General features: G+C 64.4%; 30 protein-coding genes. 1 reads left to right on the forward strand and 29 read right to left on the reverse strand.

Annotated elements, in window-relative coordinates; all coding sequences use genetic code 11:
• Positions 1–27: 27 nt before the first annotated feature.
• The 27 genes from CXY80_RS14255 to CXY80_RS14385 all read right to left on the reverse strand — a co-directional run bounded on the left by CXY80_RS14255 (position 28) and on the right by CXY80_RS14385 (position 24,069).
• Entirely contained in the window at positions 28–549 is a 522-nt protein-coding gene (locus CXY80_RS14255) for a flagellar biosynthetic protein FliO (RefSeq protein ID WP_104132871.1), read from the reverse strand.
• 3 nt (positions 550–552) lie between these two features.
• Entirely contained in the window at positions 553–1,257 is a 705-nt protein-coding gene (gene fliN / locus CXY80_RS14260) for a flagellar motor switch protein FliN (protein ID WP_104132872.1), read from the reverse strand.
• Positions 1,254–2,165, reverse strand: coding sequence for a flagellar motor switch protein FliM (locus tag CXY80_RS14265; protein WP_233195390.1), 912 nt, complete (start codon positions 2,163–2,165; stop codon positions 1,254–1,256). Before CXY80_RS14265 ends, fliN begins: the two co-directional genes overlap by 4 nt.
• 64 nt (positions 2,166–2,229) lie before the next feature.
• A complete protein-coding gene (locus CXY80_RS14270; RefSeq protein WP_104132874.1) occupies positions 2,230–3,120 on the reverse strand; it encodes a flagellar motor protein MotB in 891 nt (296 codons plus the stop codon).
• The gene (locus tag CXY80_RS14275; RefSeq protein ID WP_104132875.1) at positions 3,117–3,986 is read right to left on the reverse strand and encodes a motility protein A; all 870 of its coding nucleotides are present in this window, start codon (positions 3,984–3,986) and stop codon (positions 3,117–3,119) included. Before CXY80_RS14275 ends, CXY80_RS14270 begins: the two co-directional genes overlap by 4 nt.
• Positions 3,986–4,219, reverse strand: a complete 234-nt coding sequence (locus tag CXY80_RS14280) for a flagellar FlbD family protein (protein ID WP_092450621.1) — start codon at positions 4,217–4,219, stop codon at positions 3,986–3,988. Before CXY80_RS14280 ends, CXY80_RS14275 begins: the two co-directional genes overlap by 1 nt.
• A gap of 160 nt (positions 4,220–4,379) precedes the next feature.
• Positions 4,380–5,306: a hypothetical protein gene (locus tag CXY80_RS14285; RefSeq protein ID WP_104132876.1), complete on the reverse strand. Its 927-nt coding sequence runs from the start codon at positions 5,304–5,306 to the stop codon at positions 4,380–4,382.
• Positions 5,307–5,610: 304 nt separating this feature from the next.
• Positions 5,611–6,804, reverse strand: coding sequence for a flagellar hook protein FlgE (locus CXY80_RS14290; RefSeq protein WP_104132877.1), 1,194 nt, complete (start codon positions 6,802–6,804; stop codon positions 5,611–5,613).
• A 56-nt stretch (positions 6,805–6,860) separates the two neighbouring features.
• Positions 6,861–7,286 carry a flagellar hook assembly protein FlgD gene (locus CXY80_RS14295; protein WP_092450627.1) on the reverse strand — a complete coding sequence of 142 codons (426 nt, stop codon included), beginning with the start codon at positions 7,284–7,286 and terminating at the stop codon, positions 6,861–6,863.
• Between the two features lie 15 nt (positions 7,287–7,301).
• Complete coding sequence (locus CXY80_RS14300; RefSeq protein ID WP_104132878.1) at positions 7,302–8,990, reverse strand: flagellar hook-length control protein FliK; 1,689 nt, start codon at positions 8,988–8,990, stop codon at positions 7,302–7,304.
• Positions 8,987–9,646, reverse strand: coding sequence for a C40 family peptidase (locus CXY80_RS14305; RefSeq protein WP_104132879.1), 660 nt, complete (start codon positions 9,644–9,646; stop codon positions 8,987–8,989). Before CXY80_RS14305 ends, CXY80_RS14300 begins: the two co-directional genes overlap by 4 nt.
• Positions 9,643–10,101, reverse strand: coding sequence for a flagellar export protein FliJ (locus CXY80_RS14310; RefSeq protein ID WP_104132880.1), 459 nt, complete (start codon positions 10,099–10,101; stop codon positions 9,643–9,645). Before CXY80_RS14310 ends, CXY80_RS14305 begins: the two co-directional genes overlap by 4 nt.
• Entirely contained in the window at positions 10,101–11,441 is a 1,341-nt protein-coding gene (locus CXY80_RS14315) for a FliI/YscN family ATPase (protein ID WP_104132881.1), read from the reverse strand. Before CXY80_RS14315 ends, CXY80_RS14310 begins: the two co-directional genes overlap by 1 nt.
• The gene (locus CXY80_RS14320) at positions 11,438–12,067 is read right to left on the reverse strand and encodes a FliH/SctL family protein (protein WP_158251661.1); all 630 of its coding nucleotides are present in this window, start codon (positions 12,065–12,067) and stop codon (positions 11,438–11,440) included. The genes CXY80_RS14315 and CXY80_RS14320 overlap by 4 nt, the downstream gene beginning before the upstream one ends.
• Positions 12,057–13,100: a flagellar motor switch protein FliG gene (gene fliG / locus CXY80_RS14325; RefSeq protein WP_104132883.1), complete on the reverse strand. Its 1,044-nt coding sequence runs from the start codon at positions 13,098–13,100 to the stop codon at positions 12,057–12,059. Before fliG ends, CXY80_RS14320 begins: the two co-directional genes overlap by 11 nt.
• Positions 13,097–14,740, reverse strand: coding sequence for a flagellar basal-body MS-ring/collar protein FliF (gene fliF / locus CXY80_RS14330; RefSeq protein WP_092450643.1), 1,644 nt, complete (start codon positions 14,738–14,740; stop codon positions 13,097–13,099). The genes fliG and fliF overlap by 4 nt, the downstream gene beginning before the upstream one ends.
• A complete protein-coding gene (locus tag CXY80_RS14335; RefSeq protein ID WP_092450645.1) occupies positions 14,740–15,054 on the reverse strand; it encodes a flagellar hook-basal body complex protein FliE in 315 nt (104 codons plus the stop codon). The genes fliF and CXY80_RS14335 overlap by 1 nt, the downstream gene beginning before the upstream one ends.
• Positions 15,054–15,443, reverse strand: a complete 390-nt coding sequence (locus CXY80_RS14340) for a flagellar basal body rod protein FlgC (protein ID WP_092450648.1) — start codon at positions 15,441–15,443, stop codon at positions 15,054–15,056. Before CXY80_RS14340 ends, CXY80_RS14335 begins: the two co-directional genes overlap by 1 nt.
• On the reverse strand, positions 15,440–15,781 hold the full coding sequence (locus tag CXY80_RS14345) for a flagellar basal body protein (RefSeq protein WP_104132884.1): 342 nt from the start codon (positions 15,779–15,781) through the stop codon (positions 15,440–15,442). The genes CXY80_RS14340 and CXY80_RS14345 overlap by 4 nt, the downstream gene beginning before the upstream one ends.
• A gap of 181 nt (positions 15,782–15,962) precedes the next feature.
• The gene (locus tag CXY80_RS14350; RefSeq protein WP_104132885.1) at positions 15,963–16,376 is read right to left on the reverse strand and encodes a hypothetical protein; all 414 of its coding nucleotides are present in this window, start codon (positions 16,374–16,376) and stop codon (positions 15,963–15,965) included.
• Complete coding sequence (gene fliS, locus CXY80_RS14355) at positions 16,369–16,797, reverse strand: flagellar export chaperone FliS (RefSeq protein WP_199182275.1); 429 nt, start codon at positions 16,795–16,797, stop codon at positions 16,369–16,371. The genes CXY80_RS14350 and fliS overlap by 8 nt, the downstream gene beginning before the upstream one ends.
• Positions 16,798–16,808: 11 nt before the next feature.
• The gene (fliD, locus tag CXY80_RS14360) at positions 16,809–18,155 is read right to left on the reverse strand and encodes a flagellar filament capping protein FliD (protein WP_104132887.1); all 1,347 of its coding nucleotides are present in this window, start codon (positions 18,153–18,155) and stop codon (positions 16,809–16,811) included.
• A gap of 654 nt (positions 18,156–18,809) precedes the next feature.
• The gene (locus CXY80_RS19175; RefSeq protein ID WP_146070744.1) at positions 18,810–19,226 is read right to left on the reverse strand and encodes a hypothetical protein; all 417 of its coding nucleotides are present in this window, start codon (positions 19,224–19,226) and stop codon (positions 18,810–18,812) included.
• 3 nt (positions 19,227–19,229) lie between these two features.
• On the reverse strand, positions 19,230–19,865 hold the full coding sequence (locus tag CXY80_RS14370) for a nucleotidyltransferase domain-containing protein (protein ID WP_158251662.1): 636 nt from the start codon (positions 19,863–19,865) through the stop codon (positions 19,230–19,232).
• Between the two features lie 465 nt (positions 19,866–20,330).
• Positions 20,331–20,645, reverse strand: a complete 315-nt coding sequence (locus CXY80_RS14375) for a GIY-YIG nuclease family protein (RefSeq protein ID WP_104132912.1) — start codon at positions 20,643–20,645, stop codon at positions 20,331–20,333.
• Between the two features lie 932 nt (positions 20,646–21,577).
• Positions 21,578–22,681: a flagellin gene (locus CXY80_RS14380; RefSeq protein ID WP_104132890.1), complete on the reverse strand. Its 1,104-nt coding sequence runs from the start codon at positions 22,679–22,681 to the stop codon at positions 21,578–21,580.
• 221 nt (positions 22,682–22,902) lie between these two features.
• Complete coding sequence (locus CXY80_RS14385) at positions 22,903–24,069, reverse strand: flagellin (RefSeq protein WP_104132891.1); 1,167 nt, start codon at positions 24,067–24,069, stop codon at positions 22,903–22,905.
• Between the two features lie 556 nt (positions 24,070–24,625).
• Between CXY80_RS14385 and CXY80_RS14395 the strand changes: the two genes are divergently transcribed.
• Positions 24,626–24,943 (forward strand): hypothetical protein, encoded by a 318-nt coding sequence (locus CXY80_RS14395; protein WP_146070745.1) that lies wholly within the window; start codon positions 24,626–24,628, stop codon positions 24,941–24,943.
• Positions 24,944–24,988: 45 nt separating this feature from the next.
• On the opposite strand, the gene CXY80_RS14400 is transcribed toward CXY80_RS14395, so the two are convergent.
• Together CXY80_RS14400 and CXY80_RS14405 are read right to left on the reverse strand one after the other, a co-directional pair.
• Positions 24,989–25,654: a maleylpyruvate isomerase family mycothiol-dependent enzyme gene (locus CXY80_RS14400; protein WP_104132894.1), complete on the reverse strand. Its 666-nt coding sequence runs from the start codon at positions 25,652–25,654 to the stop codon at positions 24,989–24,991.
• Positions 25,655–25,785: 131 nt separating this feature from the next.
• Positions 25,786–26,121, reverse strand: a complete 336-nt coding sequence (locus CXY80_RS14405) for a flagellin (RefSeq protein WP_104132895.1) — start codon at positions 26,119–26,121, stop codon at positions 25,786–25,788.
• Between the last annotated feature and the right edge of the window lie 55 nt (positions 26,122–26,176).

A 26,176-nucleotide genomic window follows, 5' to 3' on the forward strand; every position in this document is an offset into this window, starting at 1 on the left:
GGTTGGTCGACCGCGGGAGTACGGTGCTCACCGGCCGTTCCGAAGGGCGGCGGCGGTCTGGGTCCAGGTGGCCGGGGACAGGATCGAGCCGGCCAGGCGGGAGGGCGGTGTGGTTTTCGGTGCCGGCGTGCCCTTGCGGCGCGGGCGGAATGCGAGGGTCGGCGCGAGGGTGTCGTCCGACGCGGCCGAGTCGAGGGATCGGGCGAAAATGGCGGCGGAGGCTTGGGCTGATGACTGGGCTGGGACGGTGGTGGTGTCGGTGAGTGTGGCGACGGCATCCGCTTCACCGGCATCGTCGATGGAGGCCGGGCTGCCGTGCAGCACGCTGACGGCGTGCTCGGTGACGCCGAGAATGAGTCGCTGGCCGTCAACGTCGACGACGACAACGGATGCCTTCTGGCCGACGTTGGCGCGGCCGACCACGGTGACGAAGTTTGCTGAGAGCTTGGCCCGACCACCCTGGACCAGGCGGCGCTGCAGGTACCAGAGCAACCCGAACACCACGCCGAGCGAGAGGACGACCCGCAGGGCGACGATGAGGGTATCCATGTACTAGAGGCCTTCGACGACGTCGAGAATCTGGGTGATGCGTACGGCGTAGTCCTGGTCGACAACGACGATTTCGCCGTGGGCGATGAGACGGCCATTGAGCATAATGTCGGCGGGGGCGCCGGCGGAACGGTCGAGTTCGATGACGGCGCCGGGTTCGAGCGAGAGCACGTCGCGAACGGCCATGCGAGTGCGGCCGATCTCCACGGTCAGGGTCATTTCGACGTTGTTAATGCGACCGAGGTTGCCGAGAACGGCCTTATTGATCGTGGCCGATCCCCCGCTGATGGTGCCGTTGGAGCGCAGACGAATCGCGAACCAGCCGGTCACGACGCCGCCGGCGCTGAGCTCGAACACCTGGGTGTCGTCGGCGAGAAAGAGGGTAGAGGCGTCTTCGACGCGGGAATCGCCGAGCACACCGATGCCGAGCACGCTCGCCGCATTTTCCAGAGCGGGCCGCAGCACGTCCTGGCTGGAGACGAGTGACGGGGCTGCGCCGGACGCGGCGTCGAGCGAGGACGCATCCATGAGCACGACGGCCAAATCGGCGGAGCTGGACCCGACGAAGGAAGCAACCACGCTGGAGCCGAACCGGGCGGTCAGTGCTGCGCTGCCACTGTGCGCGGTGGCGTGCAGGGGCACGGCCGTGGGAAGAACGCGCAGGAGTGCGTCGACGGCGGCTTCGGAGACTGACTGGTTGGAGATCATGGGGTGCTTTCTTCGGTGTCGATGACGATGCAGGCGAGGCGGGAGCCGTTGGCTCCGACGGCAGCCCGGGCCAGGGCCTGGTCTCCGACGGCGAGATCAAGCGGGCGATGCTTGGGGTGCGGGATGGGGAGCACGTCGCCGACCATGAGGGAGAGAATTCTGCTGGGCAACACTCGGGCCGGGGTCAGCCGCAGTGCAACATCGACCGGAACGGCAGCGAGCTGTGCCTGCAGGTATTCGGCCGAGTTCGTGGTGATGCGCATGGGGTTGGCCTCTCCAAGCTGCGGCATGAGTGCCGCGGCGGGGATGGCCAGTGTCGCGGTCGTCGTGTTGCGTTCGATGCGAATCGAAAAGGTCGCGACGATCATCAGGTCAGCCGGGGCCGCAGCCTGAGCGAACTGCGAGTTGTACTGGATGCCATCGACGGTGAAGTCATTGACCAGCAGCGGGCCGAACGAGTAGCGCAGATCTTCGAGCGCCTCGGTCATCATCTGGCGCATGAGTGCGAGTTCGATCGGGGTGAAGTTGCGCCCGGCCGGAATCACCTGAGAACCGTTGCCGCCGAGCATGTGGTTCACCCAGGTCAGTCCGGTCACCGTCGGCAGCTGTATGACCGACTTGGCCTCCAGAGCGGAGATCGTGCAGAGCACCATGGCCGTCTTGGGCGGCAGCGATCCGGCATATTCGTCGTAGGTCTGCATCAGCACCTGATCACAGGTGATCGTGCAGAGCGCACGAACCCGCGCGGTGATCTGAGTGCCCCACTGGCGGGCAAATGTCTCGAAGGCGAGTTCAAGGACGCGGGCATGATCGCGCGCCAATGTCGTCGGCCGGCGGAAGTCATACAACTCCACCGACTTCACCGCCTTAATGGGCGCACCTGTTTGAATCTGTTCCTGGACCGTCACGTTTGCACTATCGGCCGTGCGGGCCAAAATGTTAGAAGTTGAGCAAAAATCGCTTAACGGATGCCTAATGCCCTGATGTGGCGGGAGCGTTGTCTTCCGTTTCGCCGGCATCCGTCGAGGTTTCGCTGGTCTCCTGCGACAACGTGCCATCGACGGCCGCGGGAATTAGGTCTCGCACGCTATCGGGCAGGGTGGAAAGCAGCACAATATCGACGCGCCGGTTCTGGGCCATCTCCGACAGGCTGCTTCCCTCGGACACCGGCCGGGCCGACCCGTAGCCGACGGCGCCGATGAGGGTGGGATTGACGCCACCCTGCTCCACCAGGCGCCGCAGCACCTGGGTTGCCCGCCCGGAGGAGAGCTCCCAGTCGGTGGCGAAGGTCGCCGATTGTCCGTGCTTGTCAGCATGGCCTTCGACGGATATCTGCAGCGCGGAGTGGACGATGGCCGGTGCGGCAGCATCCAGCACGGCTACGGCAACGGCGCTGAGCGCGGTGCTGTCCGGGGCGAAGAAGGAGTCAGTTCCGACCAACCCCATGGTCAGCCCACGCTCGTCGATGAAGAATTCCACCCGCTCGGCCATACCGGCGGCCGACAGGTTGGCATTGATGCTCTCTTCAATCGCGTTCAGTTTGACCACTTCAGCCACGGCCTGTTCGGTATCGGTGAGGGTCTCGTCGATGAACCCCTCGGCCACGTCGTCGACCATTTCGGCGGGGACGACGACGCCTTCAGCGGTGTCGATGCTGCCGACCTCGACGGTACCGAAACCCGTGGCCAGGGAATTAGCCAGTTTTTCGTACTTGCTCTGGTCGACCGTTGACATGGAGAACAGCACGATGAACATACACATCAGCACGGTGACCATGTCCATATACGAGGCCATCCAGCGTTCGTCGAAGTGCTCCGGCTCGTCGTCTTGACGCCCCTTGCGCTTACGTCCGCGTGCACTCATGCTGCTTCGGCGGTGTCTTCAGCCGTGGCCTTCTTGCCCTTGGACTTCGTTTTGACCTTGCCGGTGGGCGCCTCACCCGCGACGCCGGCCGCTTTCGCTTTCGCCTCACCCTTGGGCAGGTCTTCGAGCGGAACCATGGCACGCAGGCGTTCGCCGAGCAGACGCGGCTGACTGCCGGCCTGCACGGCGAGGACACCCTCCATCAGGAGCGTGAGTCGGTCGATTTCGATGTCGGACAGGCGGCGCAACCGCGCACCGATAGGAAGCCAGAGAAAGTTGGCCGAGAGCAGTCCCCACAGGGTGGCGACGAACGCTGCGGCGATCATCGGACCGAGCGTCTCCGGTGTGTCCAGGTTCTCCAGCACGTGGGTCAACGATACGACGGTGCCGATGATGCCGACGGTCGGGGCGTAGCCGCCGAGGCTCGTGAAGAACTTCGAGGCGCTCCGACCCGATCTGGCCTTGGTGGCGATTTCGTCCTCGAGCAGCATGCGCAGTTCGTCGCCGTCTGTACCGTCGGCGATGTTCTGCAGGGCGCCACGCAGGAACGGGTCGGAAACGTTGTCGGCTTCCTGCTCGAGCGCCAACAGGCCGGATTTGCGCGCGGTCTCGGCGATGCCGACGACCTGGTCGATGACCTGCACTGGCGGTGTGGTCTTGCCGCGAAACGCTCCGGGGAGCGCCTTGAACGCTGTGATGGTGTCGCGCACAGTTCCGCCGGCGATCCCCACGGCAATGGTCGCTCCGAACACGAGGATCATCGGCGCCGGAAGCAGAAGGGACGACACATAGGCGCCCTCGATGGTGAGCATGGCGTACAGGGCGCCGAAGGCGACCACAATGCCGATGATTGTTGCGGGATCCACTAGATGGCCCGTGGTCCCCGCGGCAGGTCACTGGCCGTCGGGTCATAGGCGAGGGCGATGACGTGAGCCCGATAGCTCGCGATCTTTTCGATGACTTCGTCCATGGACTCGGTCACGATGAAGTTGGCGCCATCGACCATGACGAGCGTCGTGTCCGGGTTGGCGTGGATACGTTCGATCAGGTCGGGATTGATCGCAAAGTGGCTCTCATTCAGCCGCGTGAGTACGATCATGAGCTCTTCCCTGGTTTCTGACACCCCCCAGACGAGGTGTCAACGGCTACTGTCGGTCATTGCGCTGCTGGCGTTAGATTGCTTAGGTGCCGTGTCCCGCAGCATCCGTTCAGCGGACATCTTCGGTGGGTGCGCGCCCCCGATCACCCACCGAAGTCGTCTACTGAACGGCTCGGGGAGACCCGAGCCACCCGCGACGGTGCAGGTTGCGGGCGATCCGCGCCACGAGCGCAGCCTCGTGTCGCAGGTCCTCGGCATTGACTCGCGTCACGTGAAACCCCTCGGACTCCAGGTCGGCGGTGCGGGTGAGATCTCGGCGCCACTGCAGCTGGTCGGTTCGATGCTGGTCGCCCTCATACTCGAGGAGCTCGCCGTAGTCCTTGAAGTACAGGTCCGCGCGCGCCAGGAACCGTCCGGAGGCGGAGAAGACGTTCTCGTTGACCAGTGGGCGCGGCAGACCGTTCGTCACCACGACGACCCGCAGCTCAGACTCCGGCGAGGATTCGGCGCGGTCGCTCAGCAGCAGGAGAGCCTTGTGCAGGAGCAGCTTTCCGCGCCGATGGCCGTCGACGGCGCGGGCGAGTTCGTCGAAGGTGGCCAGGGGCGATTCCCAGTGGATCAGAAAGTCGCCCACCGCGACCAGCTGGCGCAGGTTCAGGGTGTCAGCGAGATCGCACCAAGTGCGTGCCGGGCTCGTGATGCTGAGGCCGAACCAGTCGATCAGGTCGGTGTCGTGCACTGCCAAGGAGTGTCCGGTGACGCCGTTCAGTCGCAGGGCGCGGCCGGGCAGCGGAACACCCACGTGCAGGGTGGTGGAAACGCCGGAGCGATGGAGCGGGAGCGGTGCACCCAGCAGCAGGGCTGCCGTGTCGTGACTGAAGAAGCTGCCCACCGGCATACGTGTGGCGAGGGCGGAGCACCGGGTGCGCACGCTCAGCGAAACGGATGCCGGTGTGCGCACGCCCCAGAATGGGCGGGCCAGGTCGCTGGCGCGCATGCGCCCGGTGGAGAGCCCGTTTTCCGTGCCGCGAGCCACGGTAAAGGAGTGGGTTTGCAGGTGTGGCGGGAGGTTGCGGCGTTCGGTCACGACAAGAGGATGACGCATCCCGTGCTCGCCCGTTGAGGTTATGCACAGGCTTGGGCTGAGTGGACAACTTTGTGGGGTGCGGGCGGTCCGGGACCGCCCGCAGTTGTCCGCTGAGGACGCGGCGGCGACAGCCTGGGCAGCCCCAGGTCCCAGGGCCCACAGTTGAGTGGACAAGATTGTGGGGTGCGAGCGGGCCAGGACCCCACGAAGTTGTCCACTGAGACTGAGGGCAGGGAAAAAAAGGGGGGCACCCGTCGGAATTGGGAGGGTGCCCCCCCCCCTTTTTGGGCCGCCGGAGGCGGGGTTAGCGCTTCAGGTTGGTGAGCTCCTGCAGGACCTCGTCGGAGGTGGTGATGATGCGGGCATTGGCCTGGAAGCCACGCTGCGCGACGATGAGGTTCGTGAACTCCTGCGACAGGTCGACGTTCGACATTTCGAGGGCGCCGCTCGAGAGCGAGCCGAGTCCAACGGTGCCGGCGGTACCGATGGTCGGGTCTCCCGAGTTGAACGTGGCGCGGTAGGCCGAGCCGCCGGCCTTCTCCAGTCCGCCCGGGTTGACGAAGTTGGCGAGGGCGATACGACCGATGGCGAGCTGCTCACCGTTGCTGAACAGCCCGACCAGTGTTCCGTCGGCACTCAGCGTGTAGGAGTTGAGCGTTCCGGCGGCGTTGCCGTCGTCCGCAGCACCGGCAACGCTGGTGATGCCGGCGTAGCCCGCGATGTTGCTCAAGTCGATGGCGACGTCGCCGATCTTCATGGTGCCCCCCGTGACGTCAAACGTGCCAGCTTCGGTGGTGGACGACGTTAGGGTTGCCGAGTAGTCGGCTCCATCAGAAACTTTCCAGCCGTCCGTCGGATCAGATGCGGCCCCAAGTGAACGCGTGAACGTAAGCGTCACGGTGCTAGTAGCACCAAGCTCGTCGTAGACCGTGAAGTCGCGCGTCAGGACCGTGCCGTCTTCAGCATCGGAGGGCAGGTTACCGCCGAATGCCGCAGTGGTCGTGGGGGTCGCACCGATGATCGCACCGACCGGCAGCGTGATATTGCTCGTCGGGCCGCCGTCGGCGACAACGCCGTTGTTCGCGCCCCAGCCCTGCACGATGGAACCGTCGGGCGTGACCAAGCGGCCGGCGGAGTCGAAGTCGAACGAGCCGGCGCGGGTGTAGAGGGTTTCGCCGCCCATCTTGGTGATGAACAGTCCGTCGCCGGAGATCAGCAGGTCGGTGGACTTGCCGGTGGCCTGCGAGGAACCCTGGGAGAAGTTCGTGGAGATGCCCGCAACCTGCACGCCGAGCCCGATCTGGGCCGGGTTGGTGCCACCGACCTCGCCCTGCGGAGCGCCGGCGCCGGAAGTCAGCTGCGAGAGCGTGTCCTGAAACTGAGCGGCCGAGGCCTTGAAACCGGTGGTGTTGACGTTGGCGATGTTGTTGCCGGTGACGTCGAGCATGGCCTGGTGCGAACGAAGACCAGAGATGCCGGAGTAGAGAGAACGAAGCATGAGAATGTGCCTTTCAAGAAAGCGAACGAGGATAAAAAAGTGGGGGTGGAGCGAAGCTAGGAGGAGGAAGCGGCCGTGGTGACCCCGGAGACAGCGTCAAGGGCGATCGACTTGCCGCCGATCGTGACCTGCGGAACCGCGTCCTTGAACGAGACAGAGGAAGCGATTCCGGTAGCCTCGGTGCCGTCATACATCGTGTAGGTGACGGTTTGGCCGACGAGCGCGGCGGCGGATGAGCGCATCTGCAGCGAGAAGCTCTCCTGGCTGGCTGTGGCCATCTCGGTGATTTTCTCCATCATCGCCAGCTGGGTGGTCTGGGCGATCATCTGGTTGGTGTCCATCGGCGAGGAGGGGTCCTGGTTCTGCAGCTGGGTGACCAGCAGATTCATGAACACCTCCGAGTCCATCGACTGGCTCGGAGTACGGGTGCTCGCGCCGGAATACAACCCGGCGGTTGTGGCTGCTACTGCGTCTACTGGCATGGTTGGTCTCTCTTTCTAAGCCATTACGTCGATGGTCGACGCGGATCCGAATGTGAAGGGGAGAAGCGGTTGCTCGCCGTTAGGAATGTCGGGCTCGCGCGCCAGCAGGTTTCTGGGCGATTGCTCGGGCCGGGGCTGCTTGGTGCCCGGCGAATCTCCGGCCAGATCCCCCGCCTGGTTCTGCGACGAGAGATCGAGTTGCGCACTCAGTCCCCCGCCGGCCAGGTCGCGGCGCAGGTCGGGCATGATGGCGCGCAGTGCTTCGCGGGCCAGATCGGTGGGAGCGAACAGCTCCACCCGAATATTGTCGGGCGATACGTGAGCACGCACGGTGACCGGGCCGAGGTTGTCGGGGTTCACGGTGATGGTCAGCGTGTGCTGGCCGGGTGCCACATTAGCCAGCGAGAACAGTGGCTTGGCGATCTGCGCGGCCAAAGACACCGGCACAGCGGATGCGACGGGCGCGGGTGCCGCGACCGGCGTCAGGCCGGCCGCGGGTACGGTCGGCGCGGCGAGGCCGGGCGTCGGGGACGGAGCTGCGGCATCCGTTGTGACGATGCGCACGGCGCCGAGCTTCGGGCCGCGACCGGCTTCGTTTGCTACGGCTGTCAGGAACGTGGCTGCCGCAGCGGCGGCAGCGTTCGGTGCCTGCGCTCCGGCCGCCCCTGCGGGCGCGCCCGATGCGGTCGGCGCGATGACGGCGGCGGCGGCGCTGCCCGAGCATGCCGTGGCGCCGGTGCCGACGCCGGACGCCGGTGCCGGGGTCGCGGCCGTGCGGGCGGTGGCTCCGGTCGAGGCGGCGGAGGCCGCCGGTGCGGCCACTGCACCGGCCAGGCTCGTAGCGGCCATGACGGCGGCGGAACCGGTGGTCGTGCCCATCGAAGCGGTGTCGGCGTCAAGAACGTCAGCGTCCGCGGTACCGGCAGCGGCTTCTGCGGCGGGTTCTGCGGTGTCCGGCGACACACCGAAGGTGAGGGCAGCGCCGGGCGCGCCGGCGGCGGGCTCGCCTGTTTCCAGGCCCGACGCGTTCGAAGCGACAGTACCGAGGTGCGGCGGGGTTGCGCCAGCGACCGCGGAGTCGGCGGACTGTGCAGCTGCTGTCGGCTCGGTCGAGCTCGCATCCTGCCCGGTCGACGACTGTTCGCCGTTTCCGGTTCGGGCACCGGCACGGTCAGCAGCGGAGTCGGCAGCTACCGAGTCGGTGGCCGTTGAAGCGTTGGCCGACGAAGCGTTGGCCAACGACGTGGTCGAGCCTGCTGACGACGAATCGCTCGCACGATCCGCGGCACGGGTAGCAGCGCTGTCCGCAGCACGGTCGGCGGTGCGAGCGGCAGCACTGTCGGTAACACGATCGGCCCAACGATCGGCCGAACGATCCGCAGCACGATCGGCACGATCCTGCAGCGCGGCCGGGCGGTCGCCCGACATCGAACGGCGTTCCCGGTAGGCTGCGGCCTGGTCGGCGGCGCGCGCGTGGTCGTCGGCGCGAGCCTCCTGGGCGGAACGGGAGCGGTCGGCATCCGCTGTGGCAGAGCGGTGAGCGGTCTGAAAATCGGCGACGGAATCGGCCATGGCCGAGGCGAAACCGTTGGCACTGGCCGAGGGGGCTCTGGCCGAGGGGGTGCCGGTGGCAGCGCCCGTGCGGGGGGCGCCGGTCAGGCCGGCTGCTTCGCCGGAACGGAACTGGTTCAGTGCGAGGCTCATGCCGCGCCGCCCTTGGCGATGGCCGCGAAGGCGGCGCTCAACATGTCTGCGCTGGCGGCGCCCCTGGTTCCCGCCGCAGCGGTGGGAATAATGCGACGAATGGTCGTGATCTCCGAATCTGACATATAGACGTCACGCAGGCAGACGTCGCGCCCGGCGTATGGCGCGTGGATGATTTTGTTGTCGCCGGCGTAGATGAGAATGTGGTCGCCGCCGCCGGTGACGATGAGGTCGCCGGGCTGGGCTTCGGCCAGCGATGCCACCTCGGTGCCCATCTTCATCTGGCCGGAAACCAGACGCGGCATATCTATTCCAACATCGGAATATACCTTTTGCACGAGGCCGGAGCAGTCCATTCCGCTCGAGTCCTCACCGCCGAAGACGTAGGGAACGCCGATGTACTTCTTGGCGGCGTCGACGACGTTGGTTCCGGTCGCTCCGCCGGTCGCTCCGACAGCGGATGCCCCGGCAGCGGATGCCCCGCCGGCCGTGCCCAGCGCGGAGGCCATGGACGCGGCGAAGCTCTCGGCCGAGGCTGTCGCGGCGGTCGCCGTGGCTGCGGCGACGGTGGTCGTCGCAGCGCGCGGTCCGGAGGCAAGCTGCTGCATCATCGACTGGATCTGCTCGATGCGTCCCATTGCGGCGATCATGGTCATTCTGAATCACCTTTCTCGGGCGAAGTTGGAGTGCCGGTGGGGTCTTGGTGCCACCGGGTTGAGGCGATTTCATCGAGCACGATCTGTTCGGCGCGCAGGTCTTCGGCCGCGACGGTTTCGTGGTGGCGTACCTCGAGCTTTTCCAGGGCGAGCGCTTCGGCGCGGGCCGCATCGAAGACCGCCTGCGCCTCTCCAAGCGACGCGGCGTTGTTGCGGCCGAGGGCATCGAGGTCGGCGAGCATACTGCGGGACGACGACCGTGCGGCGGCCATGGCGTTCATGGCTGCGACGGTGTCCGGCGTGATCGACGTAGCGCTGAGGGCCGACCGTGCCCGGCCGCGTCGCGCTTCATTCGCGGCCACTCGCGCATTCGCTTCGGCCAGGTCACTCGCCGCCTGGTCCTGCTGCAGGTGGCGCAGGCGAAGCAGACCGGCCAGCGGAAAGAGCCGGCCCATTAGACGCTACCCAGCTTGCGGGTGAGCCCGGCGAGCTGCTGCCAGGCCGCGTCTGAGGGAGTCTGGTCGTCCATCCGCTGTTGCAGAAAGGACTTGATGGCAGCATCGTGCGCAACGGCAGCGTCAACCAGCGGGTTGGTCCCGGCGCGGTAGGCGCCGACGTCGAGCAGGTCCTGGGCGGCCGACCGCGCGGCAAGCACCGTGCGCAGGGTCGTCGCTATGGCGTTGCGCTCGGGCGAGTTCACCCGCGATGCCACGCGCGAGATCGAGCCGAGCACGTCGACGGAGGGAAAATGGCCGGTGATGGCGAGTTTGCGGTCGAGAACGACATGGCCGTCAAGAATCGACCTGGCAGCGTCAGCGATGGGTTCGTTGTGGTCGTCACCGTCGACGAGCACGGTGTACATGCCCGTGATCGAGCCGACCTCGTCGGTACCGGCGCGTTCGAGCAGGCGGGCCAGCACGGAGAAGGTCGAGGGCGGGTAACCGCGGGTGGCCGGCGGTTCGCCGACCGACAGGCCGATTTCGCGCTGGGCCATGGCCACGCGGGTGAGCGAATCCATCATGAGCATGACGTCGGCGCCGCACGCGCGAAAGGATTCGGCGATGCGGGTGGCGGTGAAGGCGGCGCGGAGTCGCATCATGGCGGGTTCATCAGACGTCGACACCACGACGATGGAGCGGGCCAGGCCTTCGGCTCCGAGGTCGTCTTCGAGGAATTCGCGCACCTCACGGCCGCGCTCCCCGACCAGGGCAATGACCGATACTTCGGCATCCGTTCCGCGGGCGATCATCGACAGCAGCGAGGACTTGCCGACGCCGCTGCCGGCGAACAGGCCCAGTCGCTGGCCGCGACCGACCGTAGTGAGGGTGTCGAGCACGCGCACTCCCAGGTGCAGCGGAGTGGTGATGCGGGCGCGGTGCATGGCCGAAGGGCTGTCGTTTTCGAGCGCCACGGCGCCGTCGGAGACCAGCGGGCCCTTGCCGTCGATCGGGCGGCCGAGGCCGTCGATGACGCGGCCGAACAGGCCGGAACCGGTGGGAACGAGCAGGGGGCTGTGCGCGGCGCGCGCTGGGGCTCCGGCGCGGAGTCCGGTCATGCGGCCGAGCGGCATGCAGCGGATGCTGTCGCGGGTGGTCGCGACGACTTCGGCGTCGATGCCCGGCGCATCCGTTTCACCGCCGAGAACGACGAGGTCACCGATGGCGGAGCGCAAGCCCCGTACTTCGACGCCGAGGCCGACGATCGACGACACGACGCCGATCCGCTCGGGGCGCGCGACCCGCAGCGCCGAGGCGAAGGCGTCGGCGTGCGGGCGCCACGCGGTCGTCGTGGTCATGGGGTCTGGCCCGCGGCATCGGCGAGCAAAATCTCTTTCGCTCGGGCCAGGGCGGTCTCGATGCGGGCGTCGAGAATTCCGTCGTTGAATTCGGCGATGGCATCCCCGCGCTTGATCTGTGCGTCGGAGATGAAGGTCACGCCGCTGAGGCGCACGGTCGTCGCGTCGAGCAGCGGCAGATCTTCGGGATTCATGCGTATGTTGTGGGCCGACGTGCGGTCGCCGTCATCAACCGAGCGCATGGCGCGGTCGAGGGCCCGACGAGCGGATGGCTCGGTGCGGCTGAGTTCGTTGCCGATAATGGCTTCGGCCAGTTGCACCGCGCAGGCCAGGAGGGTGTTTTCGGCGTCGACCAGCACCGGCAGGCGGCGCTGGTCGAGGGCTGTGGCTGCGGCATTGAGCACGCGCACGCCGCGATCCATTTTCGCCGCAACGAGACGCTCGCCCTGCTCACGTTCGGCTTGCAGGTCGAGCTTGATGCGATCGATCTCCACCGTCGCCGCGCGCAGGCCTTCGGCGTAACCGGCGGCATGCCCCTGGGCCCGCGCGGTTTCGTCGGCGCGGATGCGCTCATCGTCGTGCAGGCGGGGAAAAGAGATTCGGCCGAAAACTGTGTCAGCTGACATATTCGTCGTCCGATCCGCGCTGCACGGTGATGATTCCCTGGGCTTCCATGTCGCGAATGGCGCGCACAACACTGGCACGGGCATCCTCGACCTGGCTCATGCGAACCGGGCCCAGGCTGCGGATCTCGTCGTCGAGCACATCGCGGTTGCGCTCGGACAGGTTCGCGCGAATGACTTCGGAAACCGCGGAGGTGGTGCTCTTCATCGCCATCGCGAGAACCGTGGTGTCGATTCCACGCAGAACCTGCTGCACGTCGCGGCTTTCCAGCTTGACGATGTCGTTGAAGGTCAGCATGCGCGAGCGAACTTCTTCGGCCAGATCCGGGTCGCTCTCTTCGAGGCCCTCCAGCAGGGCGCGCTCGGTGGCGGCATCCGCTTGATTGAGAATATCGACGAGCGGCTGAATTCCGCCGACGACCTCGGTGACCTCGCGGGAGGCGAGGGAACCCGCCCGCTGCTTGAGCGATTCGGTCACGACGCGGATGGATTCGGGGGTGGCGCTGCCCATCGTGGCGATGCAGCGGGCGACGTCGGTGCGCAGGCTCGGGTCCATGCCGGTGAGCACACCGGAGGCCTGGTCGCGGCGCAGGTGGGCGAGCACGAGGGCGATGGTCTGGGGCATTTCGCCGTCGAGCAGGTTGAGCACATCGGTGGGTTCAGAGGAGTCGAGAAATTCGAACGCCTTGCTGGCCATCGATGTCGCCACGCGAGTCATCATGCCGGCCGAGCGCTCAGCGCCGAAGGAGGCCTCGAGCAGGCCCATCGCGAAGTCATGGCCGCCGCGGGCGTGACGTCCGCCGCGCTGGGTCATTTCGTGGAACTCGGTCAGGATCGCCTCGGCGATGCTGGAGTCGACCTTGCGCAGCTGAACGATCTCGGAGACGATGTCCTCGGCCTCGACCTCGGTGAATTCCTTCATCACCTCGGTCGCGCGCTGGCGATCCATGTTCATGAGCACGACGGCCACTTTTTGGGTGCCGGTGAGGGGAACATCCGTTCGGGCGACCGTGGGGATCGCTACGGTCTCGGTCATACGCTCTGCCGGTCGTCCATCAGGCCGCGCAGCTGCTCAGCCATGCCGCGGGGGTCGTTCTGGGCCAGTGCGTCGATTTCACCACGACGAATGTCTGCTTCGGTCGGTTCAAAGTGAACCGTACGAATGACCTGGGTCGGCAGGTCGGTCGGGTTGAAGAACAGCGAACCGGGGCCGGCGATGGCCGAGTTCGAGGGGTTGGCGCCGGGGCCGGTGAGAGCGCCGACACCGCCGACGCCGCCGAGCATGCCCCGAGTCTCGCTGAGTTCGCCGATCTCGACCGACTCGCGACGCTGACGGCGGGACCGGCGAGCGTAGAACACGAGGCTGATGACGATGGCGGCGACGATGCCGAGCACGATGACGGCGATGCGAATGATCTCGGCGGTGGCCGCTGCGGAGGCAGCATCCGTCGACGCCTTGAGCGCGTCGGCCGCTGCGGTTGCGCCGGCGGTGCTGAAGGCCATGACCTCAACGGTCACGGCGTCGCCGCGCACGGCGTCAATACCGGCCGCCGAGGTGACCAGCGAAGTGACGTCTGCAACGTTGATGCCCGCGGCGGCGTCGGCGTTGAGGGCGACGGATACCGTCTGACGGGTGATCGATCCGGCCGGAATGGTGCGGTTTTCGGTGACCTTGTTGACGGCGTTGTTGCGGGTGGTGGATTCGGAACTGAAGGTACCGTCGGTGCCTTCTGTCGTGGCCGCCGTATCGGTGCCGAGCACCCCGGCCGCGGCGCCGCCGGTGCCGGTGTAGGTCTCGGTGTCGACCGAGTCGCTCAGGGTGAGCGCCTCGGTCGGGGAGGTGAAGGACTCTTCGACGCGGGAGGCTGATTCGGTGCTCAGGTCAGCGGCGACGACAACGGTGGCGTTGCCGACACCGACGACCTTGTCGAGCATGGCCTGCACGGCGCTTTGCACGCCGGATTCATAGTCGGAGGCCTGCTTGTCGGCGGAGCCGGTGGCGCCGATGCCGACGGCCGAGAGAACGGTGCCGGTCGAGTCGATGACAGCCACATCCGAGGCCTTCATACCGTCGATGGAGGCGCTGGTCAGGTGCACAATCGCCTGAACCTGGTCGCTCGAGAGGGTGACGCCGTTGCGGGCCTGCACGAAAACGGATGCCGTCGGCGCGTTCTTCTCGGACACAAAGACGGTGTCTTCCGGGATCGCCAGCTGCACCGACGCGCTCTGCACGCCGTTCATCGCTCCGATGGTCTGGGCAAGTTCGCCCTCGAGCGCACGCTTGTAGGTGACCGACTGCTGGAACTCGCTCGACGTGACACCCATCGTGTCGAGCAGGGAGTATCCCCCGGTGCTCGAGGAGGGCAGGCCCGCCGCGGAAGCCTTGATGCGCTGGCTGTAAACATCCGCTTCGGGAACCAGGATGCTGGCGCCGCCGTCGGCGAGTTCATAGCTGACGCCGTCGGCGGTGAGCTGGTCGACGATGCTGCTGGCGTCCGTGCCGCTGAGGCCGGTGAACAGGGGGGTGTAGGCGGGCTTGGTGAGGAACATACCGAGCGCGGATGCGCCGAGCACGAGCACGGCGATGCCGATGATGGCCACCGTGCGCTGGGCGACGGTGAATTCGCGAACGGCATTGCCGAAGCGGCGAAAGATGGAACTTACCTGACGGGGCATTATGCCTGCATCCTCATGATCTCGTTGAACGCGTCGACGCCCTTGTTACGAACGGCGGCGACGAGCTCCATCGTGAGCTGTGCACGGGTACTGGCAATGGTGGCGGTGTGAATGTCATCGAGGCTGCCGTTGACGGCCTGGATGGAAAGTTCGTTGGATGCGGACGACAGACCCTGCAGGTTGTCGACGGCGCCGGACAGCGCGTTCCCGAAACCGGCCCCACCGGTCGCGGTGGTGCTCGAAGAGCCCATGACGCCGCCAGTGGTGCTGGCGCCGATGATGGCGGGGGGAAAGCCGATTGCGCCAATAGGCATCAGCCACGTCCGATCTGTAGTGCTGCTTCGTAAGCGGTCTTGGCCCGGTCAACCACGGCCGCGTTGGCCTGGTATCCGCGCTGAGCCATGATGAGGTGTGCCATCTGCTCGGCCATGTCAATGTCGGGGTAACGCACATAGCCAGCTTCATCGGCGAGCGGATGCGTCGGCTCATAGACGAGAGTGCCGGCCGCGTCTCCGAAAGCGGCAGATGCCCCAACCCCGGAGGTGCCCTGACCCTCTTGAGCCACAATGAAGCGCTCCTGGAAGGCTGGACCGTTGGTGGCCTTGACCGTGTTGGCGTTGGCCAGGTTGTCGGCGATGGCGTCGAGCCATTTGCGGTGCATCGTCATTCCGCTGCCGGAGATGCTGATCGCGTCGGTCATCAGCTGGTCCGCAGCGCGGTGCGCATCGCCGTCGCCGGGCCGTCAACGGCCTTCGCCGCGAACTGGTAGCGCAGCAGGGCGTCGATGTTGGCGAGGGTCTCGGTATCGAGGTTCACGTTGTTGCCGTTGAGGTTCGTCGCCTCGGTGGAACGCGTCGTGGCCGCGGTGACTTTGCCTTCGCCGGCCTGCACCGACTGGGCCAGGGCATTCTCGAACGAGACGACCTTGGCGTGATAGTTCGGCGTATTGATGTTGGCGATATTGTTCGCGATGGTGCGCTGGCGAAGCGCGAGGCCATCCAGTGCGCTGGTGAGGGCCACAGAGGTCACGGAATCAAGCACAACTACCCGTTTCGTCGACGAAAGACATAAACGGCCAATCCCTGGCCCGATGGTGAGCAATCCGTGCTCGATAGGACCTATCGGCTGGGGGAGATGCTGCGTTAGGAGTTTTGCTGAAAGAATTCAGAAATTGTTGCGATACAGCTTTCTAGCCGGCGCGGGGCGCGCTGCGTCGAGGTCGTCAGCCGGCAACGTCGAGATAAACGGATGCCCGCGCGTCGCGCTTCGGCGGCACCGCCCGCACCGCGGCGAGGTGCTTCGCGGTCAGATTACGCGCCGTCTCCAGCTCGCCAATGAGCTTGTGCTGGTTGTGCAGCAGGTCCCGTACGCGCTCCGCGAGTTCCGCCGGAATAGCTCCGAGCCCCCGCGGTGGCGCCCAGTTCGCGGCGGAGTCTGCCGCTGCCAAAACATTCGCACCCAAAAACTCGCTGGTCGAGCTTGCCGAGACCGCCAGAGAACCAGCCGACGCGCTCGACCCGGCCACGCCGGAACCCGACCGCCCGCCGTCGGTGACGCCCATGATCGACCGAGCCGCAGCATCCACTCGCAGCTCGAGGTCTTCGAGCACCGCCTCCCAAGCCGACAGGTTACCCAATGCCGAGTATTCCGCCGACGCGAGCCGCGGGGTCCGGCGCGGCCGGCAGCATCCCGGCCGCTTCGTGCCAGGTCTGCCGCAGCGGCTCGAGCAGGGCGATGCACTCACGGGTGCGCTCCGCGTTGCGGCTCGTGTTCGCGCTCATCATGGCCGTCGACGCATACGTATATAGCGAGAACAACCCCTCGCCGCCGTCCCACGCCTCAACGTTGAGCGAGGTGCTCAGCTCAGACACGATGGCCTGAGCGTGCAGCAGGTTGTCCGACGCGATCTGCCAGTCTTGGCGCAGCTGCGCGGCCTCGGCCCGGTTCAGGTCGAGCAGCAGGCGGTCATACAGCATGGTGAGCAGGCGCACCGGCGTCGCCGAAAGCACCGCGTCGCGGTTGTAGCGCGAGCGCTGGGCCTGGGTTGCTGCAGTCATCGTCATCGGTATCACTTCGTCGTCGAGCTGGTCAGTGCGCTCACCTGGGCGGTGAGCCACGCGGATTGTGCGTTCATATTGCTGAGCTGTACTTCCATGGCCGAGTAGGTGCGCTCGAGGGTCGACCGCCGCGAGGCCAGCCTCACATCCCAGCTGTCGATCTGCGTGCCGAGGCTCTTCACGAGCGATTCCTGCCCGGTGATTCTCGACGTGATCATGCCGTCGTACTTGTCCGACGCGTTCTCGGCGACAGCCTCGACCCGGGAGGCGATCGTGGCGAGCACGCCCTTCACGTAGTCCGGGTCGGCGGCCATGGCCGTGGCGAACTTGGCCGAATCGAATTCCATCGTGCCGCTCTTGGTGATGCTGATACCGATCTCCGAAGGGGAACGCCCGTTGATCGGCTGGCTGGCAGCGTTCAGAATCTGCTGCTTCACGTCGCGCACGGTGCTATCGCCGCTGAACACGCCGGCCGACAAAATGGCCTTGCCGCTCGAGTCGGTGCTGTTCACCACGGCGCTCTTGGTCGAGATCAGCGCGAACACCCCGTTGAGGGCGGTCACCAGGTCGGAGGCGATCGTGCTTACCGCTGCATCGTTGCGCGACACGCTCACGGTCACGGCTTCGGTTGCTACAGCGGATGCCGTCACCGACACTCCCGGAAGCAGGTCACTGAAGGTGTTGGTCGAGCTGGTGATGGTCTGTTCGGCACCGGTTCCGGACCAGAGCCGAACTTTGGCGTCCTGAGCGGCCGTAATCTGCGTCATGCCAGGCGGCGTGATGGCCGCGTCATATTCAAACGAAAAGGCGCTCGACGCACCGGTCGAGGTCGCGGTGAATTGCACACGATACAGCGCATTTCCGCTGCCATCGGTCCCGGCAGCAACCTTTACGGCTTTCACTCCGGCATCCGCCGCATTTACGGCCGTGACGACATCGTCGAGACTGGCCGAGTCGGCGACAATTGCCGTCGCCACGCCCGACGCATCCAGGATTGAAAAATTCGATCCGGGCCACACCGACACGGCGTCAGAAACCGACACCTGCGCCTTGGCCAGCTGGTCGACCACAATGTCGATCGAGCCGGCCGTAGCGGATGCGCCGGCCGTCACCGATACGCCGGTCGAGCTACTCTTCGCCGAGTACAGGTCGAGGGCATTGGTCGCCGTTGCCTTCGCGGCGAGGGTCGCGAGGGAAGCGATCTGACTATTCAGCCCCTGCAGGGCGGTCATGAGCGTGTTCGTGCTCGTGACCTTGGCCTTGAGCTGGTTCTGGGGACCAGCCTCGAGGGTCATGAGGGAGTTGATGAGGGACGTCGTGTCCAGACCGCTGATGAGCCCATCGACTGCCATCGACATGGGGTGCCTCTCCTGATGCTCAGTCAATCATTTATTACGGGGTCTGTATGGCGGCGGTGTTGGGCGAGGTCCAGTTCGCCGGTTCGCTTCCGCCATACAAGATTGAGGGTCAGCCCTGGTGATAAACCGGATGGGATGGATGCGGCGTCGTGAACGCGGGGGCGGCATCCGTTTTGATCAGGAGTTCACCTCGGCCAAGGTTCGGCGAATGCCGTACGCCCTGGCGGCAAGCACTATGTGTGTCTCTGTGCGCGCTAATGATGAGTCCTCCATGAACAAATGATGCTGCACCGGCCCATCCATGGGCCAGTACCATAAGCTATCGACCGCGCGGGCCTCCCGGTTAGAAAACCCGGCGAGAATCTGTGCGTGCACCGCCCTCAGGTTCGTAAACCGTCAGCGCGAGTCGGGGCCGAGACAGCGCGCCGTGTGCGCGCCCGCTGTGCACCCCCGATATCGGTACGCGCTACGGTAACCGGCGTAGCGGCTACCCGTTTTGGGCGCGGCCACGTGCAGACGCGATTCGCCTAACTGCAGGGGAGTCCCCCGAAGTTAAATCGTGCCCGGTCGGTCCGCACGCCGTACCAGCGGATGCAAAGTGGCGAGCTTCCCGAGGCCGCTAGCGCCAGTCTCACGGCCAGCTGCGCGTCAGCGTCAACTTCTTATTCCAAACCCTTTCATCGCGCCTACCAATACTTCAGCATGACCTGTCATCTTTCTGGCAACAGCTGCAGTGCAGTAGCCGCCGTATTGCAACTGGGATTTATCCGTCAGCAAGCGGCGCAGAAGTTTCGCGAGAGCAGGGCCGTTGGGCTGGACTGCCGCCAGCAAATCCGCTGCTGCAGTATGGTCCTGGTCGTTGGCACGTTCTCCCAATACAGCGCCACAGATGGCGTCCGCTGCTGCGATACCAGCTGAAATTGCGTTCGACGCACACACTTGCGCTTCTGCCGACGGCCCGATCTGCCCGTCAATGTATTCCTTCCGCTCAAGAGCAACCTGCAGGTGCTCGCGCGCTGTACCCGCGCGTTGCCGAACATCGGACTGCGTCAACTTCTTGGTACGTGCCACGGGTTACAACTCCGCCATCATGCGTTGTAGGTTCGGACCAAAAATGGTGCGAGCGTCCGAGAGCAAGGAACTTATCATCGGGTCATTGGCGTTTTTCATTGCCAGCAATCTCAGGTGGTCAAGCTCCAAAACGTTGCAGGCATTGCCTGTCCATTTCGGGACGTGCTGTGCAAGCGAGTCGACAAGTAGTTCCGCTGCGTCGGCGTGGACGGAATCAGGAAAGAGAAGAAGCAGATCGATATCACTGTGCAGTGTGCTGGTTCCCCGTGCGACTGAGCCAAATAGGGCAACCGTACACCGCACGGCGTCGACCGGATTGAGGTGCGCCCCGAGCTCCGCGACTATTCGCGCTTCGAGCTCGACCAAGAACGAATCTGCTGCGTGCACGGCGGCCTCAATGGCCGGCCAAGCGAGATGTTCCCGGTTCGCTTGATAGAGCAGGGAAGGCCCCGCCCTGTGGACCAAGACAGTGCCCTGATTCACGAAACGATTGAGGGCCTTTCTCACGCCGGTCTTGGAGTTTTCGACGAGTTCAGCGATTCGCGATCCGGTCAACGGAAGTGTGGTTTTACTCAGCGTGCGTAGAATCGGCCCGTCAAGACCCGGCAGTATTACGCTCAATGGCTGACTCAGGTTCACGATGGTTGCCCTTCCGTTCTCTACCCAGCTGACACTAAAGTGTCACAATAGACACTTTAGTGTGAGAATGGACACTTTAGTGATCAAAGTGACGCCGGTCGTCCGAAAGGGGCCAGTCCGCGCACACTGGCCCTCGTCCAGCCATCTTCCGCGCCTGCCGCTCATCGTTTCGACACACTGCTGGCTAGCTCGTAAAAGTGTCCCGCGAGCACGGCAGACCAACGGATGCAGCATGGCTGGCATCCCGAGACCGCCAGCGTCAGTCCACGCTGGTCTCGGAAATGGGGGCGTCCCCGAGACCGGCTCGAGTGAGTCCCCCACTGGGCTCGGCCGCCCGCCCTGCGAACCCGCCCACACCGCTGATCGATCTCGCCGAGATCCCCATCGACCGACGCGACCTAACGCGCATTCGCACCCACCGCTGATCGAGCTTGCCGAGATCTCCATCGACCAACGCGAGCCGTATCAGGCAGCCGGGTCGACTGATCCGTCCGGACCGTCCGGCGGCATCCGCTTCACCAGATCGGCGATCCGCCCCTCCATGAGCGCGACCCGCTTCTTGCGGCCCCAGTTCTGCAGCTGCTTCTCACGACCGTAGGCATCGATCATGAGCTCATACTCCTCGAAGTAGACGAGCACGACCGGGCGCCGAGCAGCCGTGTAACTGGCACCGCCCTCTTGCTTTCCATGATTGTGCTGCCAGATTCGACGCTCCAGGCTCCACGTGCTGCCGATATAGAACGTCCCGTCGAAGCACTTCACCATGTACGTATAGGGCATGGCCACCAGAGTGGCACTGTGCCGGCCGGCTCATAAAAAGTTATCCACAGGCCTGCCTTCACAGCGGATGCCAAATGGCTGGCTTCCCGAGACCGCTCACGCCAGTCAATGCTGGTCTCGGCAAGCTCGACCGACGGGATGGGCGCGTCCCTGAGACCGGCTCACGCCAGACGATGTTGGTCTAGACAAGCTCGACCCACGACAAGGGCTCGTCCGACGGGACGGGCACGACTCCGACAGCGACTCGCACCAGTCTCATGCTGGCCTCGCAAGCCGTGCCCCGTCCGCAAGACCCGACCCCGCCGTTGATCGAGCTTGCCGAGATCTGCATCGACCAAAGCGAGCCGTCTCCGGTGGCCGGGTCGACGCGGGCTGCGATACCGGCGCCCGGCGCTCATGCGCCCAATGTCCCCATAGAGAATTCAGCAAGGGGAATTGAGCATCCGCAATCGCGGCTGTTCTTAGCGAATAAGTACGCGAATAGACGCGCATATTCATCAAACACGACCCCTTGAACCACTACCCCATTGATTCACCAGAAGCCTACCAGCGTCAATAGACTCGGCCGATTCACGATATGAAGATCCATTAGTCGACAGATCCGTGGCTGCGCTGCCTACCAGCCCCGGGGAGCCGTTTGCGCAGGAAACCGGCCTCACGCCCCCGCTTCTACGGAGACTCAGTGCAAACTTCCTATTAGTCGATTAGTCCGCAGGGCCACGAGGAGACTGCCTCAGAGCCAAGTCCGGCCAGCCTCGTTTCAATCCCGGTTTAGAGCTATTTCCGATAGCAATTGACCGACACTAACGATTGTTCTAATCAACGAGAACACGAAAATAGCCTGGCCGCAGCTGAAGTGCGACGTCCAATTCGCTCTCTGACTGCGGCCAGACTCAGGTCAGAATCGACCTGTTTGTTCGGTTGTTCTGGTGTTACTGGAGAAGCTGCAACACCCCCGAGTTGCTCTGGTTCGCCTGCGCGAGCATGGCGGTGCCAGCCTGCGACAGGATGTTCGCACGGGTGTACTTGACCATTTCCTCGGCCATGTCGGTGTCGCGAATACGCGAACCGGCAGCGGTGAGGTTCTCCTTGGAGACGGCCAGGTTCTTGATGACGCTCTCGAAGCGGTTCTGGTTTGCACCGATCAGCGCGCGGGTCTCAGACACACTGGAAATGAAACCGTCGATCGTATCGATAGCATCGGCTGCCGTTCCGGAGCTCATGAAGTCCAACCCGCCAGCGGCAATGTTCGGGCCAGCCGTGATGCCAGAGTCTGCCGTCATAACTACGGTCTGGCCGGCAGTCGAACGAACGACGACGTCTCCGTCAACGACCGTGGCTTTTAGGGACCCACCGACGAAGTCGACGTCACCGTTCAGCGCGGCTGCGATCTCGTCTGCGCTGTCCGTTGCAGCTACCCTTACGCCCGTTTGGACAGTGTTGTCGCCCGCAGTGAACTTCAAATCTGCCGTTCCAGCCGAAGCTGAAGGGCCGAAACTGATACCAGCCGTTCCTGTGCCGAGTTGCGTGGCCAGGAGATCAATGTCAGCGGTGCGCAGGTCGACGTTGATCGAGTCGCCTGTGTTGGCGCCGATTTGAAAGTTCAAGTTCGCAGTGCCATCCAGCAACTGCTTGCCATTGAAGTTGCTCGACGTGCCGATGCGGGAGAGCTCCGCGGTCAGAGCGTCCACCTCGACAGTGATCGCTTCACGAGACTTGTCATTGTTCGAGTCGTTACCGGCCTGAACAGCCAAGTCACGCATGCGCTGCAAGATCGAGGTAACCTCATTGAGCGAGCCCTCAGCGGTCTGCAGTACGCTCACTGCGTCCTGAGCATTGCGGCTGGCGACCGTGAGGCCACCGACCTGCGACTTCAGGCCTTCGGAAATTGCGAGACCAGCTGCGTCATCCGCGGCGCGGTTGATGCGCAGGCCGCTGGAGAGCTTTTCCAGCGACTTGGACAGGTCGTTCTGCGTTGTTGCGAGGTTGCGGTATGCGTTGTTCGCCGCAATATTTGTGTTTACTTGCATGCCCATGATGAATCCTCCGTGATTGGGTCTAACTTCACCGGCCCATCCATGGCCCGGCACCCGAAGCTATCGGCGGGGGTAGACGAAGGGGTTAGAAGAAATCACGAAAAACTTTGTGGCACGACAAATAAGCCCGGCGGCATCCGCTTCACGAATTTGCATTCATGAGCGGATGCCACCTGGCTTAGATCAGCGGTCGATCTCGCTGGTGACGCCTACTTCAGGTGTTACTGGAGCAGCTGCAGCACCCCCGAGTTGCTCTGGTTCGCCTGCGCGAGCATGGCGGTGCCGGCCTGCGACAGGATGTTCGCACGGGTGTACTTGACCATTTCCTCGGCCATGTCGGTGTCGCGAATACGCGATCCGGCAGCGGTGAGGTTTTCCTTCGAGACGGCCAGGTTCTTGATGACGCTCTCGAAGCGGTTCTGGTTTGCACCGAGTTCAGCGCGAGCCGTTGAAACGTTCTGAATCTGCGCGTCGATCGCCGTGATGGATGCCTGAGCAGCCGCAGACGAGTCAAATCCCAGGGTGGTCGATCCGGCAACGACCGTTACCGCCGTCGCGAAGACGGTGGGTGCGCCCGAGGTGTTTTGGTCGATGGTGATGGCAGACGCGCTGCCCGACTTGGACGTCACGACCAGCTTGCCGGCCTCATCGGTCGATGCGGTGAAGTTCTGAGCAAACCCGGCATCGGCGTTGAGGTTGGTGGCAACTCCCGCGTTGCTGGTAGGAGCGGTCCCGGGTGAAGCGATGGTCACTACCGTGCTGCCCTGAGTGATCTCAAAACCCTGGGCATACGTCACTGTCGCTGCTGAAGCCGACTTCACAGCCGTGGTCCCGAAATTGAGAGCGGATACAACGGACTTTACGTTCGCGCCTGCGAGGTCGACCGAGATCTTGCTGCTGGCATCGCCGTTTGCACCGACCTGAAAGGACAACGACGTCTGATTGCCGGCCGCAACCGAATCGACGTCGCCACTGAGCAACTTCGTGCCGTTGAAGTTAGTGGCGTCTGAGATACGCGTGAGCTCTTGGCGCAGGGAGCTCACCTCAGTGCTGATCGCACCGCGAGATGCCGTGTTGTTCGAGTCGTTACCGGCTTGAACGGCCAGGTCGCGCATGCGCTGGAGGATCGAGGTGACTTCGTTGAGCGAACCTTCAGCGGTCTGGATGACCGAGATGCCGTCCTGAGCGTTACGAGCGGCAACCGTGAGGCCACCGACCTGAGATTTCAGTCCTTCGGAGATTGCGAGACCAGCTGCGTCATCCGCGGCACGGTTGATGCGCAGGCCACTGGAAAGTTTCTCCAGCGACTTCGACAGGTCGTTCTGCGTTGTTGCGAGGTTGCGGTAAGCATTGTTTGCCGCGATGTTTGTGTTGACCTGCATGCCCATGATGATTCCTCCGTGAGTGGGTGTTGTTACACTGGCCCATCCATGGGCCGGTACCTACACCTATCGGCCGCCCCCCCATGGGGGTAAGCAGTGCGGCGATTAAAACTCATTAACTTAATTTCGCCGGTATTCCCTCTATATACGAGTGCATTCGTCGGGAGGTCTTGGCGGCACATTTGCCTGTCCACCCCCGATTTAACCCCGTTTTTATGCGGATGTTGCCGCTCACATTGGTCGTAATGCCCCGCCTTCCCCAGGCCTTCGGCCCTGAAAACAGCCCACCCCCGCTTGCGGGACACGTCGACTCCCCCATCGCGCTGGTGGTTGACGAGGCCTACCCCGAATGGGTGCCCCTCATAAAAGGCCAGATGAGGCTAGAAATCTACGATGAATAAAACGACACGCCGCATGATCATTCATGAGTAAATTCGCGTGCCCCCACTCTGGGGTACTCACTGTCTACCCCAATATTCGAGAATCATCCGCGCACACTGTAGCAACACGCCACATCCCCGGTTTTACGCGGTTTCGGTCGCGCCCCACTCGGGGTTACGTCTTGTCTAGCCCGGTACCGACGTCAGACGGACTCGTCGAAGAGGTTGCGGCAGCATCCGTTCAGGCAAAACGAAGTCGGGACGCCTCGACTCCAGGAGAAGAGTCGCGGCACGTGTTTGGGAAGCCGGCACTGGTTCGATCACGTGCCGCGAGCCCAAACACGTGCCACGCCACCAAGGCGTCCAGCCTTGGCCTGCAGACACGCGCGCCGGCCGGAGGCCTCAACCGCAGTCATGCGCTGCAGGGCTACCGCAAGAACGGCACCGACGTCAGCCAGCGTGAGACCCTGACCTCGGAGTCCCGCCGCGACCATCCGTGATTCTCTCGCTGCTTCCTGGCGCGTCGCCAGCTCTTGTGTGAAATTCTAGAGCGGCGTTGCGAGTGAACCGCCGGGGCGGCCGAACAGGAACAGCAGGTGCGCCTCTGCCGTTCCGAGAAGCTCGGGGCCGCGACCGACGCGCCAGTTCGCATCCGTCGCTACCAGCGTGCGAGCGCGCAGTATGGCCTTGATCTCGGTCGGGGCGATCAGGCTCTGGCGCAGTGCCACCGCGCCGGATACCGGCGGCGCCACTGGCAGCTTGAGGCCGAGCGGATGCGCCAGGTCAAGGCCGTGCACGACGGCCTCGGTGAGTTCGGTAATGCCGTGGCGCCCGTGGCCGGCAGCCTTGTCCGCGGCGATCTGCCTGATCTGAGCGACAAGGTCGGCCGGGGGCGCTTCTGCCGCGGCGCGGCTGAGTACGTCGATCGCTCGGTTGGGATTGATGAAGTGCCCAAGATAAGCACGGGCCGCGGTGCTAACCAGCTGCCGGTTCGAGCTGCCAACTCGCCAGACGACGTGGCCGGCGACATCCCGAACCCGCCAGCCCGCACAGAGGCTCGGTGTCTCCCATTGCTCGTCGGAAAGCTCCGCAAGCAGGTCGGCGGTTGCCGTGAGAGTGGACACGAGATAGTCGCGCCAGTTCGAGTTCGCACCGGATTCGTCACCGATACGTCGCTGACTGAGCGGCAGGTATTTCGACAAGTCGGCCATGTCATTCAGCGTAGACGACAGTGATCGGGAGCACGCAGAAATACCAGGCCCAAGAACACCAAAACCCCGCCGACCGAAGTCGACGGGGTAGTGGCAGGAACACACCGCAGCCGCTGGAGCGGCCGCGACGACTACTTACGGGCTGGCTGGAGCAGCTGCAGCACGTCGGAGTTCGACTGGTTGGCCTGGGCGGACATGGCAACGCCCGGCTGCGCGAGGATATTCTCCTGCGTGTGCTTGCTCATCTCGGCGGCCATTTCGCTGTCGCGCAGCGGAGTGCTTGCGGCGATCTTGTTCTCAGTCGCGACCTGGGAGAGCTTGCCGTCGAATTCGACGGTGTCGGTAACGACACGGTCTCGAATTCCGCCCGAGAGGGCGACGGTTGGCTGAGCGAGACTGCTTTGCGACGCTGCCAGGTTGCGCAGGGCAGCCGACGCGGAGTTCGAAGTGTTGACCTGAATGCTCATAATTTTTTCTTCCGTGAGAGGTGATTGTCACGCCGGCCCGTCCGTGGGCCGGTGC

The sequence above is a fragment of the Cryobacterium sp. M91 genome (genome assembly GCF_002929615.1).
Taxonomy (GTDB): Bacteria; Actinomycetota; Actinomycetes; order Actinomycetales; family Microbacteriaceae; genus Cryobacterium; species Cryobacterium levicorallinum.

Excerpts from the sequence above, each read along its gene's own strand:
- CXY80_RS14315 (WP_104132881.1), bottom strand. The coding sequence starts at position 11,441 with ATGACCACGACGACCGCGTGGCGCCCGCACGCCGACGCCTTCGCCTCG.
- CXY80_RS14270 (WP_104132874.1), bottom strand. The coding sequence starts at position 3,120 with ATGAGTGCACGCGGACGTAAGCGCAAGGGGCGTCAAGACGACGAGCCG.
- CXY80_RS14295 (WP_092450627.1), bottom strand. The coding sequence starts at position 7,286 with ATGCCAGTAGACGCAGTAGCAGCCACAACCGCCGGGTTGTATTCCGGC.
- CXY80_RS14335 (WP_092450645.1), bottom strand. The coding sequence starts at position 15,054 with ATGCCTATTGGCGCAATCGGCTTTCCCCCCGCCATCATCGGCGCCAGC.
- CXY80_RS14400 (WP_104132894.1), bottom strand. The coding sequence starts at position 25,654 with ATGGCCGACTTGTCGAAATACCTGCCGCTCAGTCAGCGACGTATCGGT.
- CXY80_RS14385 (WP_104132891.1), bottom strand. The coding sequence starts at position 24,069 with ATGGGCATGCAGGTCAACACAAACATCGCGGCAAACAATGCTTACCGC.
- CXY80_RS14375 (WP_104132912.1), bottom strand. The coding sequence starts at position 20,645 with ATGCCCTATACGTACATGGTGAAGTGCTTCGACGGGACGTTCTATATC.
- CXY80_RS14280 (WP_092450621.1), bottom strand. The coding sequence starts at position 4,219 with ATGATCGTACTCACGCGGCTGAATGAGAGCCACTTTGCGATCAATCCC.
- CXY80_RS14405 (WP_104132895.1), bottom strand. The coding sequence starts at position 26,121 with ATGAGCATTCAGGTCAACACTTCGAACTCCGCGTCGGCTGCCCTGCGC.
- fliD (WP_104132887.1), bottom strand. The coding sequence starts at position 18,155 with ATGTCGATGGCAGTCGATGGGCTCATCAGCGGTCTGGACACGACGTCC.
- fliF (WP_092450643.1), bottom strand. The coding sequence starts at position 14,740 with ATGCCCCGTCAGGTAAGTTCCATCTTTCGCCGCTTCGGCAATGCCGTT.
- CXY80_RS14305 (WP_104132879.1), bottom strand. The coding sequence starts at position 9,646 with ATGACCATGATCGCCGCAATGGGACGCATCGAGCAGATCCAGTCGATG.
- CXY80_RS14380 (WP_104132890.1), bottom strand. The coding sequence starts at position 22,681 with ATGGGCATGCAAGTAAACACAAATATTGCGGCGAACAACGCATACCGC.
- CXY80_RS14320 (WP_158251661.1), bottom strand. The coding sequence starts at position 12,067 with ATGTCAGCTGACACAGTTTTCGGCCGAATCTCTTTTCCCCGCCTGCAC.
- fliN (WP_104132872.1), bottom strand. The coding sequence starts at position 1,257 with ATGATCTCCAACCAGTCAGTCTCCGAAGCCGCCGTCGACGCACTCCTG.
- CXY80_RS14310 (WP_104132880.1), bottom strand. The coding sequence starts at position 10,101 with ATGGGCCGGCTCTTTCCGCTGGCCGGTCTGCTTCGCCTGCGCCACCTG.
- CXY80_RS14300 (WP_104132878.1), bottom strand. The coding sequence starts at position 8,990 with ATGAGCCTCGCACTGAACCAGTTCCGTTCCGGCGAAGCAGCCGGCCTG.
- fliG (WP_104132883.1), bottom strand. The coding sequence starts at position 13,100 with ATGACCGAGACCGTAGCGATCCCCACGGTCGCCCGAACGGATGTTCCC.
- CXY80_RS14255 (WP_104132871.1), bottom strand. The coding sequence starts at position 549 with ATGGATACCCTCATCGTCGCCCTGCGGGTCGTCCTCTCGCTCGGCGTG.
- CXY80_RS14290 (WP_104132877.1), bottom strand. The coding sequence starts at position 6,804 with ATGCTTCGTTCTCTCTACTCCGGCATCTCTGGTCTTCGTTCGCACCAG.
- fliS (WP_199182275.1), bottom strand. The coding sequence starts at position 16,797 with ATGACTGCAGCAACCCAGGCCCAGCGCTCGCGCTACAACCGCGACGCG.